Below are 16,900 nucleotides of genomic sequence, written 5' to 3' on the forward strand. Positions count from 1 at the left end.
GGGACCTAGTTGGAGGAAAGATGTCGAACAATATCGAGTCAATTTTGACAGAAACACGGGTCTTTGAACCCTCAGCAGCCATCAAACAACAAGCCGGTATTAATGCCGACAAGCTGGCCGCCATGTATGCCAAAGCCGAGCAGGATCATGTTGGTTTTTGGGCTGATTTAGCCAAAGAGAAATTGAGCTGGCATAAACCATTCACCCAAGCATTAGATGATTCAAAAGCGCCGTTATACCGTTGGTTTAGCGATGGTGAATTGAATGTTTCCTATAACTGTATTGATCGCCACTTGGACACTAAAAGTGATAAGTTAGCGATTATTTTCGAAGGTGATAAAGGCGATGTCCATCACTATACCTATCAAGAATTGCACGACGAAGTCTGCCGATTTGCGAATACCTTAAAAACCCAGGGCATCAAGCAAGGCGATCGCGTCATTATTTATATGCCGATGATTCCGCAGGCGGTCATTGCGATGCAAGCCTGTGCACGTGTTGGGGCCATTCATTCGGTGGTGTTTGGCGGCTTTTCCGCCGAAGCCTTAAAAGACCGCGTTGAAAATGCGGCTGCGAAAATGATCATTACCACGGACGGCGGTTTGCGTGGTGGTAAAGCGATTCCACTAAAAGGTGCGGTCGATCAAGCCTTAGCAAAAGGCTGCGATTCGGTAAAAAAAGTAATTGTGTATCAGCGCACCAAACAAGATGTGCCGATGCAAGCAGGGCGCGATATTTGGTGGCATGAAGCTGAAGCCGGCATGAGTAATTATCATGATCCGGTGATGTTGCCCGCTGACCATCCGTTGTTCTTACTTTACACCTCCGGTTCAACCGGGACGCCAAAAGGGGTACAGCACGGTAGCGGGGGCTATTTGTTAAATGCGATGCTCACCAATGAGTGGATGTTTGATTTAAATGACCAAGATGTGTTCTGGTGTACCGCTGATGTTGGCTGGATTACCGGCCATTCTTACGTCGCTTATGGCCCGTTGGCGATGGGTGCGACCATTGTGATGTTTGAAGGTGTGCCGACCTATCCAGACGCGGGACGTTTTTGGCAGGTTTGTCAGGATCATGGCGTCACCGTCTTTTATACCGCACCGACTGCAATTCGTGCCTTGATGAAGTTTGGCAAAGATATTCCGGCGCAATATGATCTGTCTAAGTTACGTATTTTAGGTACAGTGGGCGAGCCGATTAATCCAGAGGCTTGGATGTGGTATCACGAGGTGATTGGTCGGGGTGAATGTCCGATTATTGATACCTGGTGGCAAACCGAAACCGGTGCGCATATGATTGCACCTTTCCCAGGCGTGACCCCACTTAAACCGGGTTCTTGTACGCGCCCATTACCGGGCATCGATGCGATTGTAGTCGATGAAGAAGGCAATGAGATTGGTAATAACTCAGGCGGCTATTTAGTCGTACGCAAACCTTGGCCATCGATGCTGCAAACCGTTTGGGGAGATGACCAGCGTTATATCGATACCTACTATGCCAAGTTTAATAACAAATATTATGTGGTGGGCGATAGTGCGCACAAGGATGCCGATGGGTATATTTGGATTCTTGGCCGTATTGATGATGTATTAAATGTGTCAGGTCATCGTTTAGGCACGATGGAAATTGAATCAGCCCTGGTGGCACACCCCAAAGTGGCTGAAGCGGCGGTAGTGGGTAAACCTCATGATGTGAAAGGGGAGTCTGTATTTGCATTTGTGGTGCTTAATACTGACTTGCCAGCCGGTGCTGAGCGCGATGCAATGGTTAACGAGTTGCGTAATTGGGTGGCGCAAGAAATTGGCCCGATAGCCAAACCGGATGATATTCGTTTTGGGACCAATTTGCCTAAAACCCGTTCTGGCAAAATCATGCGTCGTTTATTGCGTACCATTGCTAAGGGTGAAGAAATTACCCAGGATACTTCAACACTTGAGGATCCATCGATTTTAAAACAGTTACAGCAGGCTTAGTGACTTTGAGCCGCTTGTAAGGTCGGTCTTTTTGGGGCAGGTGCAAAAAATCTTTGCGCGTGCCCTAAAAACTTTTGTGTGTCTTAAAAGCGAAAATATTGCGAAGTTTGCTTTCACTACACATAATAATGAGCAACTCTGTCCGAGCGTAACCCGTTTTGACAGTAGTTTTTTTTCTTAACGAGGAGCAAGCAATATGATGTTTAATCCAATACATCAAGCAGGAGGCGCGAATGAATAGTCCAAAAATAAAATTCGCGGTTATCTTGTTGATCATTTACACCGTCCTGTACTTTGGGGTGGCATTAATGACTTCGGCATCATTTAAAGATGTCGCGGCAATGGAAATTATCGGTTTACCTTTGGCGGTTTGGGGTGGACTGTTAATAATCATCGCTGGCGTTGTCATTACCCGTTTGTATTTACGCAAACTTGAACAACTCGAAGAAGAAGGAGCGAAATAAGATGGAAAATATCGTTGCCTTTGGGGTGGTTGTTTTAGGTATTTTGTTGTCGTTGTATATCAGTTATTACCATCGTCGTTCAACGGCATCCACGGCTAACTTCTATGTAGCTGGTGGCGGTATCTCACCACGCGTTAATGGTATGGCCATGTTTGGTGACTATGCCAGTGCCGCGAGTTTCTTGGGTGTGGCCGGTGCGGTAGCCTTGATGGGTGTAGATGGTTGGTGGCTAGCGCTAGGCTTTTTTGCGGCCTGGATTGTGGTGCTACTCGTTATTGCTGGACCCTTGAAAAATGTCGGTAAATTTACTGTAGCCGACGTATTAAACGCTCGTTATGAAGGCAGTGAAAAAGGCATTCGCATGATTGCGATGATCTCAACCCTGGTATTGTGTGTCATGTATTTGGTGCCACAGATCGTGGGTGCCGGTCTATTGTTCGGTCTATTGTTGGGCTGGGACTACTTACCGACCGTTATCGTAACCGGTTCATTAATGGCGATTTTCGTTATTATGGGCGGCATGAAGGGAACCTCTTATAACCAAGCGGTACAGGGTGCGATTCTATTTGGCGCACTGATGTTCTTGTTAATCTTCGGTATTATTGCCTTCTTTGGTGGTAACCCCGTTGGGATGGTTATCGAAGGTAAAGAGATTGTGCCGCCTTTAGTTGCTGCAGGTAATGCTGAAGCCGTTGCTGCGATTGCAGGGATGACCAATGCGGAAAGTGCGGTGGCGATTGAAACCGTGCGTGGCATGATGACTGAAGCACCGAATGCGATTTCACCAGGTGTCGGTTTACGTGACTTAATGAACAATGCCAGTTTGGTATTAGCCTTGTTCTTGGGTGTGTTGGGTTTGCCACACATTTTGATTCGTTTTTATACCGTATCGAATGCAAAAGATGCCCGTCAATCAGCTGAGTTCACCATTTGGGGCCTAGCGATTTTCTACGGTAGCGTATTCTTCGTGGGCTTGATTGCCATGTATGCTTTGTACCCAACGCTTGTTGAGTTGTTGGCAGCCGGTCAGCGTGGTGTTGCCACTAACATGACCATGCCGATGCTAGGTGACATGATGGGCGGTCAGTTGTTGATGGGTGTGATTGCAGCCGGTGCCATGGCCGCAATGCTCAGTACTTCAGCAGGCCTGCTGATTTCAGCCACCACCAGCTTGTCGCACGACTTGTATAAAGGCGTGTTACGCCCTAACTCAACGGATGCGGAACAAGTTCGTTTTGCCAAAATTGGTGCCGGTAGCTTAGCAATTATTGCGATTGGTATGTCAATTTGGTTAAAAGAGCAGAACGTAGCCATGTTGGTTGCGATGTGCTTTGGTATTGCAGCGAGTACTTTTGCACCAGCGTTGGTATTTGCAGTATGGTGGCGTAAGCTGACTAGCCAAGCGGTTATTATCGGTATGGCAGTCGGTTTAGTATCATCATTAGTCTTTACGTTTGCAGCCTTCTTTGGGGTCAAAACAGTGCTAGGTATTGATGTATTGGTTAACCCAGCGCTTTACTCTGTACCGCTTGCGGTGATTGTAACGGTGGTGGTGAGCTATCTAACCAGCAACCGTGGTAATACTGAGGAGTTCATGGCGCAAGCGCATGGCAAATAATCAGTTTTTACTGGTGATTTAATGGGTTTCAACCCATAATTAAGGGAGCTTCGGCTCCCTTTTTTGTATGAGCTAATCATAAGGATCTACGATGGCGATGTCAGAATTAATTGGTTTTTTAGCCCAGGTGCATCCGTTTGATCGGTTGCCTGAGGCAGAATTGCAAACAGCCGCCCAGGCGATGGACTTGGTTTATTTTGCGCGTGATCAAGCGATACCGTTATCGCAAAAAACCGATCCTTATTTGTATTTGGTGCTCAAAGGGCGTGTAGCAGAATGCCATGATGAAGAAGGCGGCAATCATTGCGCGCTTTATGGCCCTAATGCGCAGTTTGGTGCGGCGATGTTGCTACAGCAACAAACCCAACTTACCTATCATGCGGTAGAAGAAACCTTGACCTATCGGATGGCAAACAGCACCTTTCAACGGCTATTAAATAACCCCGATTTTGAAGCCTTTTATTTTAATGACATTACCGAAAAGTTAAGCCGCTTTCACCAACAGCTGCAAATGGAATCTTCTTCAGAGGCGATGATGGATGCGGTCAAAATTGCGCCCCTGCATGCGCTAGTCACCCTAGGTGCTAGCACCTCAATCAAAGTGTGTGTTGAACAAATGGAAGCTTATAAAACCGATGCGTGTTTAGTTACTAACGGAGATAAACAGGGCGTAATTACCTCGTCGGACTTGTTGCGGGGCTTGGCCATCCATGGCTTTGACCTGACCAGCTCCATTGCTGATATGGTGAGTTATCCGGTGATATCCATTGATAAAAATGATTATTTGTTTAATGCGCTGTTAAAAATGACCCGTTTTGGCGTAGATCGTTTGATGGTGCGCGACAAACAGGCGTTTATTGGCGTATTGCATCAAAAAGAATTGATGAGTTTGTTTGCCAATCAATCAGGCCTGGTTATGCTGACGCTTGAGCGTGCCACGAGTGTTGCGGATTTGCAAAAAGTGACCCAGCAAATTGATGATCTAGTGGCAGGCTTATCAAATAAAGGGGTGAAAACGCACTATATTGCTAAGTTGGTCAATGAATTGCATCGCAAGTTGCAGGCTAAACTTTGGCAGATTTTAGACACTGATCAACAGTTTACTGAAGTCACCTTTATTGTGATGGGCAGTGAAGGGCGTTCTGAGCAGGTTGTGCGCACTGACCAGGATAATGCGGTGATTTTTGATGAAGCGGTTGATTCACAGGCCCTGGCTCAATTTTGTCAGACCTATTCAGCCGAATTAATTCAGCTCGGCTTTCCGCCTTGTCCTGGCAATATTATGGTATCCAATCCACAGTGGTGTCTGAGTGAAGCGGCGTTTGCGCAACAGGTGATTGACTGGTTTGAAAACCCGTCGCAAGAGCGCTTTATGCATTTATCTATTTTGTTGGATGCGCAAGCGGTGCAGGGCGATCCTAGTCGGTTGGAGCGTTTAAAAGCTGTGTTGTCTGCGCAAGTGAAAAAACGCCAGATGTTTTTAGCCCAGTTTGCGCGCAGTGTGATGCAGTTTGACACGCCGATTGGATTGTTTGGCCGTTTGATTACCCAAAAAGATGCCGGCCATTCGATTGATCTAAAAAAGGGGGGCATTTTTCCGATTATCCATGGCGTGCGTTGCTTGGCGTTGGAGTATGGCATTGTTAAAACAAACACCCATTGGCGCATTCGCGATCTGATTAACCACCATGTATTTGACGAGAAATTTGGCGTGGAATTAGGTGAAACACTCAACTTCTTGAATACGTTACGTTTGCAAGGTATGTTGCACCAAAAGTCTATGGCTTTGCCGATTGATAACTCGATAAAAACCGACACCTTGAGTCAGTTGCAGCAGGATTTATTAAAAGATGCGTTTGGAGTGGTCAACAACTTTAAAAAGTTTGTTGAACAGCATTATAAGATGGAAGGGGCCTTGTGATGTGGCCGATTCAATTACCTCATCGCTTGCAGCAGGCCTGGTGGCACTGGCAATTAAAAGACCCGGCCTATCAATTTTTGTTTGGCCCTGTTCACTCGGATGAGGTGGTGTGTTTTGATTGTGAGACCACCGGCCTTGATCCAAAGCAGGATAAGATTGTTACGCTAAGTGCGATTAAAATTCGTGGCCGTGAGATCTTAACCAGTGAGAGTTTAAATTTACAATTTAAACAACAGCGCGATATTAACCCTGAAAGTATTTTAATTCATCAGTTGCGTAATATGGATGTCACGGTTGGATTGGATGAGCGTGATGCCATAGATCAGTTTTTAACGTTCATTGGTTCAAGACCGCTGGTCGGTTATTATTTGTCTTTTGATGTTGGCATGGTGAATGCGGTGGTAAAACCTTGGTTAGGCATTCGGTTGCCTAATCCGCAACTTGATGTAGCGGAGTTGTATCATCAGCAGTTCTATCAAGATTGGTTGCAACCTGACCATGAGGTGTTTGATCTGAGCTTTAAAACGATGTTAGCCAAGTTAAATTTGCCGACCTTGGGTCAGCATGATGCATTTAACGATGCGTTGATGACGGCGATGATTTATGTCAAGTTGCAGGCGAATCGTGATTGAGCTGGCTTTATCTAGCTTTGTGCCTTGACAAATGCGTTTTAGCTGATTATCCTTTGTGCAGTTTTTCAAATAGCCGTGTTGGTAACCTTTGATTTTTGTTTTATGCAAAATTCAAGGGGATGCCAATAATTGAGAACCCCGTTTTTACGGGGTTTTTTGTTGGTTTAAGTCATAGATGATGACACGCAAGGATAAGGCATGACGCTGGAACAAAAAATTGCAGGCCTGGTAACCCCAGCCATTGAAGCCCTCGGGATGACACTATGGGGTTGCGAATATATCGCCGCGGGTAAGGATTCAACCCTTAGAATTTATATTGATCGTCCAGATGTTGGGGTAAATGTTGATGATTGCGCCCTGGCCAGTCGCCAAATTAGCGCCATTATGGATGTAGAAGACCCTATTTCGTCTGCCTATTACCTTGAAGTGTCTTCACCTGGCTTGGATCGTCCCTTCTTTAAACCTGAACAATATGCTGCGTATGTGAACAAAACAGTCAATGTACGCACGCGTACGCCTGAGATGGGGCGTCGTAAGTTTAAAGGTAAGTTGGTTGAAGTCCAAGCTGAACAAATTTTGGTGGAAGTGGATCGTGAAGTCTATGAGATTCCATTTTCGAATATTGATAAAGCAAATTTAGTTGTTGAATTGTAAGGCGGTAACAGCATGAGTAAAGAAGTATTATCCGTTGTAGAGATCATGTCGAATGAAAAAGGCGTGGACGAGGAAATCATTTTTGATGCGATTGAAACCGCCTTAGCTATGGCTACTGTCAAAAACTACGATGATAAATATGATGTGCGCGTTGAGATTAATCGCCACACGGGCGACTACAAAACCTTTCGTCGTTGGTTGGTCATTGAAGATGATGTGGCCATTGAAGGCGAGCCAGAAATGTTTTTGCGCATGATGGATGCCACCGATATTGATCCGCATATTCAGCCTGACGAATATATCGAAGAAGAAATCGAGTCAATCGAGTTTGGTCGTATCGGGGCACAAACAGCCAAACAAATTATTATTCAAAAAGTACGCGAAGCTGAAAGACGCAAAATGGTCGAAGACTATCAACCACGCGTTGGCGAAATCCTAACCGGTCAGGTCAAGCGCATTGATCGCGGTGATGTGATTTTAGACATGGGCGATAACGTTGATGCCATCATCCCACGCAGTGAGCTAGTGGGGCGTGAAACCTTCCGCATGGGCGATCGTGTGCGTGCCTTCTTGCAGGCTGTTGATTTCCGTCCACGTGGTCCGCAATTGTTCATGTCACGTGCTTGTAAGGAAATGCTGATAGAGTTGTTTAAAATCGAAGTACCAGAAATTGGTGATGATTTGATTGATGTGATGGCAGCGGCTCGTGATGTTGGCTTCAGAGCTAAAATTGCAGTGCGTGCTAATGATCCGCGTTTGGATCCAATCGGAGCTTGTGTCGGTATGCGTGGCGGACGTGTTCAAGCGGTTACTAACGAACTTAATGGCGAGCGTATCGACATTATCCAATGGGATGCGAATGATGCGCAGTTTGTCATTAATGCGATGGCACCGGCAGAAATCACCTCGATTATGGTCGATGAAGATCGTCATGAAATGGATCTAGCCGTTGAAGACGAGCAGTTGTCATTAGCGATTGGCAAGGGCGGACAAAACATCCGTTTAGCGTCTGAGCTAACCGGTTGGGAATTGAATGTCATGAGCAAAACGGCCATGCAGGAAAAACACAATACCGAAGCCAGTAAGCAAATTGATTTGTTTGTAGCCCATCTAGAAGTGGATGAAGAATTGGCTGAGGTATTGGTGAATGAAGGGTTTACCACACTAGAAGAAGTGGCCTATGTCCCGACAGCCGAAATGCTAGAGATTGATGGCTTTGATGAAGATTTGGTCAATGAGTTAAAGCAACGTGCAAAAGACGCGTTATTAACCTTGGCGATTGTGAATGAAGAAAAAACGGCCTTGGCCGAACCCGCTGACGATTTATTAGCCCTTGAAGGCATGACCGTTGATTTAGCAAAAACCTTAGCCGGACAGGGTGTTGTAACCCAAGAAGATTTGGCTGAGTTGGGAACAGATGAGTTGTTGGAGTTAGTTTCTCTACCAGAGCAGGCTGCGGCTGAATTGATTATGAAGGCTCGTGCGCCTTGGTTTGAGTAACAGAAAGAAAGAGGTAAGTATGACAGAAGTATCGATATCCAAGTTTGCAGAGACACTAAATCTTTCTGTAGAAAAACTCCTAGCCCAGTTAAATGCATCCGGTGTCAAGGGTAAAAAAGCGTCTGACGCGATTAGCGAAGATGAAAAACGCACTTTGTTGGCCTATTTAAAAGGTTTGCACGGTGACGGCGGTGATCTAGAGCCAAAAAAAGTAACCCTGCACCGTAAACAAGTCAAAACACTTAACCTATCGTCTGGTTCTGGTAAGCGAACGGTGAATGTTGAAGTACGCAAAAAACGTACTTATGTCAAACGAACAGAAGCTGAAGCTTCAGCAGATGTGCCGGAAGTGACGCCTGAAGTTGTCGCGCCGACACCGGTTGAAACCCTTGCACCATCAGTTGCCGCAACGGCCCCGATTGTTGAATCGACGCCAGTGATTAACGACATTCCGGTTGAGCCTAGGATTGAAATAGCCAAAACAGACGTTGGCGCAGCTGACGAAACAGCGGTGAAAAAGCCGAAAGTTGTTGGCGAAGATGCAGAATCGAAAGCGAATAAAAAGCCAAAAGATAAAAAAGCCAAAAGTCTGGAAAGCCGCTTAGAAGACGGCCCACCGAAGGCCAAAAAGACCATCAAAACCAAAATTGTTACGGATGATGCACCTGCTACAGGTGGGCGTCGTAAAGTTAAGAAACGTCATGATTCGCGTCATGCAGCGCAAGATAATCAACATGGTTTCCAACGTCCTGCCGGTCCGGTGGTGCGTGATGTTACCTTGCCTGAAACTATTCAAGTCGCTGAATTAGCAGACAAAATGGCGGTTAAGGCGGCTGAAGTTATTAAGTTTATGATGACGATGGGCACCATGGTCACCATTAACCAAGTGTTAGATCAAGAAACAGCAGCGATTGTGGTCGAAGAATTAGGTCACAAACCTATCTTGTTAAAAGAAAATGCGCTCGAAGAAGAAGTACTTCAGCAAGAGTATCACGGTGAATATGTGCATCGTGCACCGGTGGTAACGATTATGGGTCACGTTGACCATGGTAAAACCTCGTTGCTTGACTATATTCGTAAAGCGAAGGTCGCACATGGTGAAGCGGGTGGAATTACCCAGCATATCGGTGCATATCACGTTGAGACGCCAAATGGTGATATTACTTTTATCGACACCCCAGGTCACGAAGCCTTTACTGCTATGCGTGCCCGTGGTGCGAAAGCCACCGACATTGTTATTATCGTGGTGGCGGCTGATGATGGCGTGATGCCGCAAACCAAGGAAGCTATTCAGCATGCTAAAGCGGCCGGAGTACCTATGGTCGTTGCGATGAACAAAATGGATAAAGAGGGTGTTAATCCAGACCGCGTTATGCAAGAGCTTGCTGCGCTTGATGTCGTGCCTGAAGCTTGGGGTGGGGATGTTCAGTTTGTGCCGGTATCGGCTAAAAAAGGTACCGGTATTGATGACCTACTTGAAGCCATATTGCTAAGTGCGGAAATCCTAGAATTAGATGCGCCAGTTGAGGGGCATGCTAAGGGTGTGGTGATTGAATCTCGCCTTGACAAAGGCCGTGGCCCGGTTGCAACCGTATTGGTTCAATCAGGTACCTTGAAGAAGGGTGATATTGCCCTGTGTGGTATGGAGTTCGGCCGTGTTCGTGCATTGGTCAACGAATTAGGCAAACAGGTCGATTCTGCCGGTCCGTCTATCCCAGTTGAAATTTTGGGCTTATCCGGTGTACCTTCTGCCGGTGATGAAATGATCACCGTTGATAACGAGCGTAAGGCGCGTGAAGTCGCTCTGTTCCGCCAAGGCAAGTACAAAGAAGTGAAGATTGCCCGTCAGCAAAGTGCCAAGTTAGACAATATGTTTAACAAAATGGCTGAAGGCGAAACCAAGTCGGTCAATATCGTGCTGAAAGCCGATGTACAGGGTTCCATTGAAGCGATTGCCAATGCCTTAACTGATCTAAGTAATGAAGAAGTGAAGGTGAATGTAGTGAGCAGTGGCGTGGGTGGCATTACTGAAAGTGATGTTAACTTGGCGATTGCCTCTGAAGCCTTAGTATTTGGCTTTAACGTCCGTGCCGATGCGACAGCCAAGCGTTTAATTGAGCGTGAATCAGTTGGGCTTTACTACTACAGCATTATTTATGAAGTGGTCGATGAAGTGAAGCGCGCTATTGAAGGTAAGTTATCTGCCGAAGAGCGTGAAGAAATTATTGGTATTGCTGAAGTACGTGATGTTTTCAAAGCACCGAAGATTGGTTTAATTGCCGGTTGTATGGTTATCGAAGGTACGGTTGAACGTAGCCAGCCAATCCGCGTATTGCGTGATAACGTGGTTATTTATGAAGGTGCACTAGAATCATTACGCCGCTTTAAAGATGACGTTAAAGAAGTGCGTCAGGGCATGGAGTGCGGTATCGGCGTGAAGGACTATAATGATGTTCGCGTGGGTGACCAAATTGAAGTGTTTAAGCGTTACGAAGTTAAACGGACCTTAGATTAATGAGTCAGGAATTTAGTCGCACGGATCGTGTGTCGCAAGAAATTTTTCGTGTGTTGTCCAACTTGTTGCGCCGCGAGATTAAAGACCCTCGTTTGCAAACCTTAACCCTGACCGAGTGTCAGGTGAGTAAGGATTTGGGTATTGCGAAGGTTTATTTTTCAGTGCTAGGCGCAAAAGAAGGCGATCAGGCCGTGATGGATGCTGAACAAGCACTCAAAAAAGCCACGGGTTTTATGCGTTCTGAGCTGGCACAGGCGTTAAGATTAAGAGTGACGCCACAATTGCGTTTTTATTATGATACTGTGCCTGATCGTGTCGATCATATCGAGGCGCTGATTCGTAAAGCCCTGTACTAACCATGTCTAATTCTAGACAGCGTCGCCGTGTCGTCAACGGTATCGTGTTAGTTGATAAACCTGTGGGTATGACCTCAACCGAGGTGGTCAAGCAGGTTGTCAAAGCCTATCGTGCTAAAAAAGCTGGCCACTCCGGTACGCTTGATCCTTTTGCAACCGGATTATTGCCGGTGTGTTTAGGCGAGGCGACCAAAGTATCTAGCATGTTATTAGCTTCGGACAAACGTTATATTGCGACGCTTGACTTAGGTCAAAAAACCGATACCGGCGATCATGATGGTGAGGTGATTGAAAGCTTGCCTGTGCCCGATTTAACCGCTGAGATGATTGAGCAGGTGCTTGCATCCTTTCGGGGTGAGATTGCGCAGGTGCCGCCTATGTATTCATCGATCAAATTTGAAGGTAAGTCTTTGCATGTCTATGCGCGTAAAGGCATAGAGATTGAACGAGAACCGCGTAACGTCACGATTCACGAGCTAAAATTACTTGATTTCAACGTCGCGCAAATTCGTTTTGAGGTGCATTGTTCAAAAGGAACCTACATTCGCGTATTGGGGGCTGAAATCGCAGAAGCCCTTGGCACCGTGGGTCATTTAACGGCCTTGCACCGCACCCAAACGGGTATTTTTCATGCAAAAGATATGCGCCCGCTACATGAGATTTGCACCTATCCCAATTCATCGATTCATCCGTTGGATATTGCGTTGTTGGAGTATCCGGCACTCTATTTAACCGCGGCTCAAAAAGAGCATCTTTGGTTAGGTGGCTTTTTATTTGACCTATTGCCTGAGCAAACCGATGTGACTCACATGATTCGACTTTATGACGATCAAGGGATGGTGTTTGCAATGGGTGAGTGGCAGGCGGATAAACAACGTCTAAAGATAAAGCGGGGTTTTCACTTAAATCCTGATGATCCCAATGCGCTCTGTGCCACCCAGCCACGCCTCGATAGCTGATTCGCTTTGTTGGCTTGATACGCGTGAATCGAGTCAGTTCTTGCAGGCGCGATTTGAGCAAGCTTATCCATGGCAACTTCCAGCGCATGCTGATTGCCTTAATCAATTGCCCAGCCGGGATGTACCGCTAGGTTTAATCGCAGCGGCAGATCAGTTGCCTGATTATCAGGCCTGGTTAGCCGCTAAAGGCTATGATTTGCAGGCCTGCTTAACGATCGCGCAATTTAATCAGCTAGATCCCAGCCTCTGGCCTAAGGTCAGTGGGTCGCAGGCTAAGCGGTTATGGCAAGCCAATGCTTTTTTATTGGCTCAGGTCGCGGATGTAGCATTGTTTAATCCCGCATTGCACTTGCAGGCGCTTGACTTGGGCTGTGGCGGTGGTCGCGAAGCTGTTGCACTCGCTAAACAGGGCTGGAAGGTGGTCGCCGTGGATAATCAACCACCGGCATTGCGTTGTGCGCAGGATTTAGCGCAAGCAGAGCAGGTGTCGGTTGATTTTCGCTTAGCGGATTTAACCCAGCCAACGCAACGCCCCACTGAAAGGTTTGATTTGATTTATCAACTGCGTTTTTTAGACCGGCATTTGTTTGACTATATTGAAACCCATATAAAACCGGGTGGTTATCTGCTAATTGAAACCTTTCACGAAGGTGTGCAAGCCTTCGGATCCCCTAAAAACCCGCGTTTTATTTTACAGCCAGGCGAATTGGCGCAACGCTTTGCGCATTTTGACATAATTGTTGATAAACTATGCACTTTGCCAGACGGTCGGCCGATGAATGCGTTCTTAGCACGCAAGCCGACACATTAAATCGAGGAGTGACCATGACCAAAGTCAAAAGTAATGAATTATTTGAATACTTCCAGACCAATGCGATTTGTGAGTCGCTTACTCGTGAAGAAGTCGAAACCTTAACCGCCTACTTAATTGAACGCAGTTATGAACAGAACGAAGTGATTTCAGACTTAGGTGAAGTAGGCGATGCAATGATGTTTATCATCAAAGGGCGGGTTGGTTTTGTCAGTTTTGATGGCCAAGATGAAGTGAACGTCGGTAGCCAAGGCGTTGGGAATTTGATTGGTGAGATGTCTTTTTTTGATCGTAAACCACGTAATTTACGTATGTATTGCGAATCGAAAAAGGTGAAGCTACTTGTTTTGACCCGCCCTATGTATGACCGCTTGAAAGTTGAGCATCCTTTTATCGCCGTGAATATCCTAGAGAATGCCGTGGTGAGCCTGGATCATTTGGTGCGCGCAATGAGTGAGAATATGGCGCAGATTGAGCATTATATGCATGGGTTTGGCCGCCACTAACTAAAACCTAGCTGCGTTGCGGCTACTTTGTTAAAGCTAGCATTCAAAAATGCTCATTTACTTTTTGTAAACTCCGCTTTTTTCAGCCAGCTTTGCCTTGTATCCGCTGCCTCGCTGACGGTTTTAATATATTCCTAATTCTTTGAGCTGTGCTCCAGCCGCCGCGTTCTTTAAGTTTTCACGAAGGTTTTTAAAACGGTGACAGGTTGTTTGATTAGCCAGCTTTGCCTCGTATCCGCTGCCTCGCTAACGGTTTTATTGTTTTTCGTTAAAAAACCTTGAACACACCTTTAAAACATGGATAATGCTTCCATCTTTCTGCTATCGGTCGCGGAAACGATGCCTTTATATCGACCGATCACTTTGGAGAAAAATATGATTAATGCTGAAACTAAAGCAAAAGTCGTCGCTGAATTCGGCGCGAATGCACAAGATACCGGTTCAACTGAAGTTCAGGTAGCCTTATTAACGCACCGCATCAAATATTTAACTGAACATTTTAAAGCCCACAAGCAAGACAATCACTCACGTGTTGGCTTGTTGCGTTTAGTTAGCCGTCGTCGTAAGTTACTTGATTATTTACACAAAAAAGACGGTCAGCGTTATTTAGACTTGATCGCTCGTTTAGGCTTACGTAAGTAAGTTTTAACTAGCAGGCCTGGTCTTCAAAAAGCCCCGCTTAGTCGGGGCTTTTTTGTGGCCGTTTTCTAGTGCTATTCCTATCCGTAGGGTTAAATTAAGGCTACAATAGCGCAGACAAACAGAATTTATGATATTAAAAATTAAGTAGGTAATAACGCATGGCAAAACATTTAACTCGTTTCCAATACGGTCAGCATCAAGTCACCTTTGAGACGGGCGAAATTGCTCGGCAAGCAGATGGCGCCGTTATCGTCGGTATGGGTGATACCCGCGTATTGGTCACGGTCGTGGGCGCAAAGCAGGCGAAAGAGGGACAGGATTTTTTCCCTTTAACGGTTAATTATCAAGAAAAAGCCTTTGCAGCGGGCAAAATCCCTGGTGGCTTTTTAAAGCGTGAAGGCCGTCCGTCTGAGTATGAGACGTTGACTTCACGTTTAATTGACCGTCCTATTCGTCCTTTGTTTCCCAAAGGTTTTATGAATGAAGTGCAAATTATTGCCACCGTGCTAGCCTTAGACCCAGAAGTGGGCACCGAAGTGCCTGCGATGCTGGGCACCTCAGCGGCCTTAGCCATCTCAGGTATTCCGTTTAATGGCCCGTTAGGTGCCGCGATTGTTGGCTATCGTGATGGTGAGTATTTATTGAACCCATCAAAATTAGAGCTAGAAACCTCTGACCTTGAGTTGAGTGTTGCTGGCACGGAAACCGCCGTATTAATGGTGGAATCAGAAGCCAGCGAATTACCCGAAGATGTCATGTTAGGCGCGGTGATGTTTGGTCATCAGCAAATGCAGGTTGCGATTCAAGCGATCCGTGATATGGCAACGGCTTGTGGCAAGCCACGTTGGGACTGGCAGCCTGCGCCAGAAAACACCGAACTTAAAAATCAAGTATTTGATCTAGTCCGTGCCGATGTTGAAGCGGCTTATACCATTGCAGACAAAGTAGCGCGTTATGCGGCGTTGGATGCGGCGAAAGCGAAACTCATGGCGCAGCTTGCCGTTTCAGAAACCCATCCTGATGGCGCGTCTGAAAAAGAATTAGAAGGCTTGTTTGGTAAGTTACAAAAAACCATTGTACGTGGACGTTCGGTAGCGGGTGAGCCGCGTATTGATGGTCGTGATAACCACACTGTTCGCGCAATTGATTGTAAAGTCGGCGTCTTGCCCAAGGTGCATGGTTCAGCGTTATTTACCCGTGGTGAAACCCAAGCCTTGGTTGTGACGACACTCGGTACAGAAACCGATGCCAAAATTGTTGATGAACTCACCGGTTCCTATAAAGACCGTTTTATGTTGCACTACAACTTCCCGCCTTACTCAGTAGGTGAGTGTGGTCGTATGGGCACGCCGGGTCGTCGCGAAATCGGTCATGGTATGTTAGCACGTCGTGGTGTGGCAGCCATGTTACCGACGGCTGATGAATTTCCTTATACCATTCGTGTGGTGTCAGAAATTACTGAATCCAATGGTTCAAGTTCGATGGCGACCGTCTGTGGTACCAGTATGGCGTTGATGCATGCTGGTGTGCCGATTGCCGCTCCAGTAGCGGGTATTGCGATGGGCTTGATTAAAGAAGACGCTGGTTTTGCGGTCTTGTCTGACATTTTGGGTGACGAAGATCATTTAGGTGATATGGATTTTAAGGTAGCCGGAACCGATCAAGGTGTCACCGCGTTGCAGATGGATATTAAAATAGAAGGTATTACCGAAGAAATCATGCGTATTGCGCTTGACCAGGCCAAAACAGGTCGGTTGCATATTTTGGGCGAGATGGCTAAGTCAATTAATTCGTCCAATACCCAGGTGGCTGACACCGCACCGCGTTTTACTACTATGAAAGTGAAGGCCGATAAGGTTCGTGAAATTATTGGTAAGGGTGGTGCGACTATTCGCGCGATTACGGAAGAAAGTGGTGCGGTAATTGAATTAGAAGATGATGGCACGGTGCGTATTGCCGCGACGGATCAAGCTTCTGCTGATATTGCGATTTCCAAGATTAATGCAATAGTTGCCGAGCCTGAAATTGGTAAGGTATATAATGCAAAAGTAATGAAGATTGTTGATTTTGGTGCATTTGTGTCTTACATGCCTGGTCGTGAAGGCTTAGTGCATGTTTCTCAAATCGCTGAAGAGCGCGTTGAAAACGTGGCAGATTATCTTCAGGAAGGTCAAGATATTCAGGTGCGTTTGTTAGAAATTGACAAGCAAGGTCGCGTGAAGTTATCAATTAAGGGTGTGTAATCACTAGAATTGGGTAGTTTTTTAAGTTTTTTCCTGTCTGTATGGGCCAGCGACGCCTCTTTTTGCGCAGCAAAAATCGAAGGAGCAGGTTCATACAGACAGG

The 16,900-nt window shown here is 46.2% G+C and carries 14 protein-coding genes; all 14 read left to right on the forward strand.

All coding sequences use genetic code 11. The features are described from left to right. The first annotated feature begins 20 nt into the window (after positions 1–20). The 14 genes from acs (at position 21) to pnp (ending at position 16,797) form a co-directional block, all read left to right on the forward strand. Positions 21–1,976 carry an acetate--CoA ligase gene (gene acs, locus THIAE_RS04460; RefSeq protein WP_006459042.1) on the forward strand — a complete coding sequence of 652 codons (1,956 nt, stop codon included), beginning with the start codon at positions 21–23 and terminating at the stop codon, positions 1,974–1,976. 233 nt (positions 1,977–2,209) lie between these two features. Further along, the gene (locus tag THIAE_RS04465) at positions 2,210–2,440 is read left to right on the forward strand and encodes a DUF485 domain-containing protein (RefSeq protein WP_006459041.1); all 231 of its coding nucleotides are present in this window, start codon (positions 2,210–2,212) and stop codon (positions 2,438–2,440) included. A gap of 1 nt (position 2,441) precedes the next feature. After that, positions 2,442–4,058, forward strand: a complete 1,617-nt coding sequence (locus tag THIAE_RS04470) for a sodium/solute symporter (RefSeq protein WP_006459040.1) — start codon at positions 2,442–2,444, stop codon at positions 4,056–4,058. Between the two features lie 91 nt (positions 4,059–4,149). Beyond that, positions 4,150–5,979 carry a putative nucleotidyltransferase substrate binding domain-containing protein gene (locus tag THIAE_RS04475; protein WP_006459039.1) on the forward strand — a complete coding sequence of 610 codons (1,830 nt, stop codon included), beginning with the start codon at positions 4,150–4,152 and terminating at the stop codon, positions 5,977–5,979. Further along, positions 5,979–6,611 carry a 3'-5' exonuclease gene (locus tag THIAE_RS04480; RefSeq protein ID WP_006459038.1) on the forward strand — a complete coding sequence of 211 codons (633 nt, stop codon included), beginning with the start codon at positions 5,979–5,981 and terminating at the stop codon, positions 6,609–6,611. The genes THIAE_RS04475 and THIAE_RS04480 overlap by 1 nt, the downstream gene beginning before the upstream one ends. Positions 6,612–6,809: 198 nt before the next feature. Beyond that, positions 6,810–7,265 (forward strand): ribosome maturation factor RimP, encoded by a 456-nt coding sequence (gene rimP, locus THIAE_RS04485; RefSeq protein ID WP_006459037.1) that lies wholly within the window; start codon positions 6,810–6,812, stop codon positions 7,263–7,265. Between the two features lie 12 nt (positions 7,266–7,277). Next, positions 7,278–8,765 (forward strand): transcription termination factor NusA, encoded by a 1,488-nt coding sequence (gene nusA / locus THIAE_RS04490; RefSeq protein ID WP_006459036.1) that lies wholly within the window; start codon positions 7,278–7,280, stop codon positions 8,763–8,765. Between the two features lie 19 nt (positions 8,766–8,784). Continuing rightward, positions 8,785–11,280 carry a translation initiation factor IF-2 gene (infB, locus tag THIAE_RS04495; RefSeq protein ID WP_006459035.1) on the forward strand — a complete coding sequence of 832 codons (2,496 nt, stop codon included), beginning with the start codon at positions 8,785–8,787 and terminating at the stop codon, positions 11,278–11,280. Then, complete coding sequence (gene rbfA / locus THIAE_RS04500) at positions 11,280–11,636, forward strand: 30S ribosome-binding factor RbfA (protein WP_006459034.1); 357 nt, start codon at positions 11,280–11,282, stop codon at positions 11,634–11,636. Before infB ends, rbfA begins: the two co-directional genes overlap by 1 nt. A gap of 2 nt (positions 11,637–11,638) precedes the next feature. Then, entirely contained in the window at positions 11,639–12,595 is a 957-nt protein-coding gene (gene truB, locus THIAE_RS04505; protein WP_006459033.1) for a tRNA pseudouridine(55) synthase TruB, read from the forward strand. Beyond that, positions 12,558–13,406, forward strand: coding sequence for a class I SAM-dependent methyltransferase (locus tag THIAE_RS10545; protein ID WP_006459032.1), 849 nt, complete (start codon positions 12,558–12,560; stop codon positions 13,404–13,406). Before truB ends, THIAE_RS10545 begins: the two co-directional genes overlap by 38 nt. Positions 13,407–13,420: 14 nt before the next feature. Continuing rightward, a complete protein-coding gene (locus tag THIAE_RS04515) occupies positions 13,421–13,912 on the forward strand; it encodes a Crp/Fnr family transcriptional regulator (protein ID WP_006459031.1) in 492 nt (163 codons plus the stop codon). Positions 13,913–14,287: 375 nt separating this feature from the next. After that, on the forward strand, positions 14,288–14,554 hold the full coding sequence (gene rpsO / locus THIAE_RS04520) for a 30S ribosomal protein S15 (RefSeq protein ID WP_006459030.1): 267 nt from the start codon (positions 14,288–14,290) through the stop codon (positions 14,552–14,554). Positions 14,555–14,712: 158 nt separating this feature from the next. After that, positions 14,713–16,797 (forward strand): polyribonucleotide nucleotidyltransferase, encoded by a 2,085-nt coding sequence (gene pnp, locus THIAE_RS04525; protein ID WP_006459029.1) that lies wholly within the window; start codon positions 14,713–14,715, stop codon positions 16,795–16,797. The last annotated feature ends 103 nt before the right edge of the window (positions 16,798–16,900 follow it).

It is taken from the genome of Thiomicrospira aerophila AL3, assembly GCF_000227665.2.
Taxonomy (GTDB): Bacteria; Pseudomonadota; Gammaproteobacteria; order Thiomicrospirales; family Thiomicrospiraceae; genus Thiomicrospira; species Thiomicrospira aerophila.

What these genes read in the sequence shown, in the direction of transcription:
- rpsO (WP_006459030.1), top strand. Translation starts at nt 14,288, where the DNA reads ATGATTAATGCTGAAACTAAAGCAAAAGTCGTCGCTGAATTCGGCGCG.
- acs (WP_006459042.1), top strand. Translation starts at nt 21, where the DNA reads ATGTCGAACAATATCGAGTCAATTTTGACAGAAACACGGGTCTTTGAA.
- THIAE_RS04515 (WP_006459031.1), top strand. Translation starts at nt 13,421, where the DNA reads ATGACCAAAGTCAAAAGTAATGAATTATTTGAATACTTCCAGACCAAT.
- THIAE_RS04480 (WP_006459038.1), top strand. Translation starts at nt 5,979, where the DNA reads ATGTGGCCGATTCAATTACCTCATCGCTTGCAGCAGGCCTGGTGGCAC.
- THIAE_RS04465 (WP_006459041.1), top strand. Translation starts at nt 2,210, where the DNA reads ATGAATAGTCCAAAAATAAAATTCGCGGTTATCTTGTTGATCATTTAC.
- infB (WP_006459035.1), top strand. Translation starts at nt 8,785, where the DNA reads ATGACAGAAGTATCGATATCCAAGTTTGCAGAGACACTAAATCTTTCT.
- pnp (WP_006459029.1), top strand. Translation starts at nt 14,713, where the DNA reads ATGGCAAAACATTTAACTCGTTTCCAATACGGTCAGCATCAAGTCACC.
- rbfA (WP_006459034.1), top strand. Translation starts at nt 11,280, where the DNA reads ATGAGTCAGGAATTTAGTCGCACGGATCGTGTGTCGCAAGAAATTTTT.
- THIAE_RS10545 (WP_006459032.1), top strand. Translation starts at nt 12,558, where the DNA reads ATGCGCTCTGTGCCACCCAGCCACGCCTCGATAGCTGATTCGCTTTGT.
- nusA (WP_006459036.1), top strand. Translation starts at nt 7,278, where the DNA reads ATGAGTAAAGAAGTATTATCCGTTGTAGAGATCATGTCGAATGAAAAA.
- THIAE_RS04475 (WP_006459039.1), top strand. Translation starts at nt 4,150, where the DNA reads ATGGCGATGTCAGAATTAATTGGTTTTTTAGCCCAGGTGCATCCGTTT.
- truB (WP_006459033.1), top strand. Translation starts at nt 11,639, where the DNA reads ATGTCTAATTCTAGACAGCGTCGCCGTGTCGTCAACGGTATCGTGTTA.
- rimP (WP_006459037.1), top strand. Translation starts at nt 6,810, where the DNA reads ATGACGCTGGAACAAAAAATTGCAGGCCTGGTAACCCCAGCCATTGAA.
- THIAE_RS04470 (WP_006459040.1), top strand. Translation starts at nt 2,442, where the DNA reads ATGGAAAATATCGTTGCCTTTGGGGTGGTTGTTTTAGGTATTTTGTTG.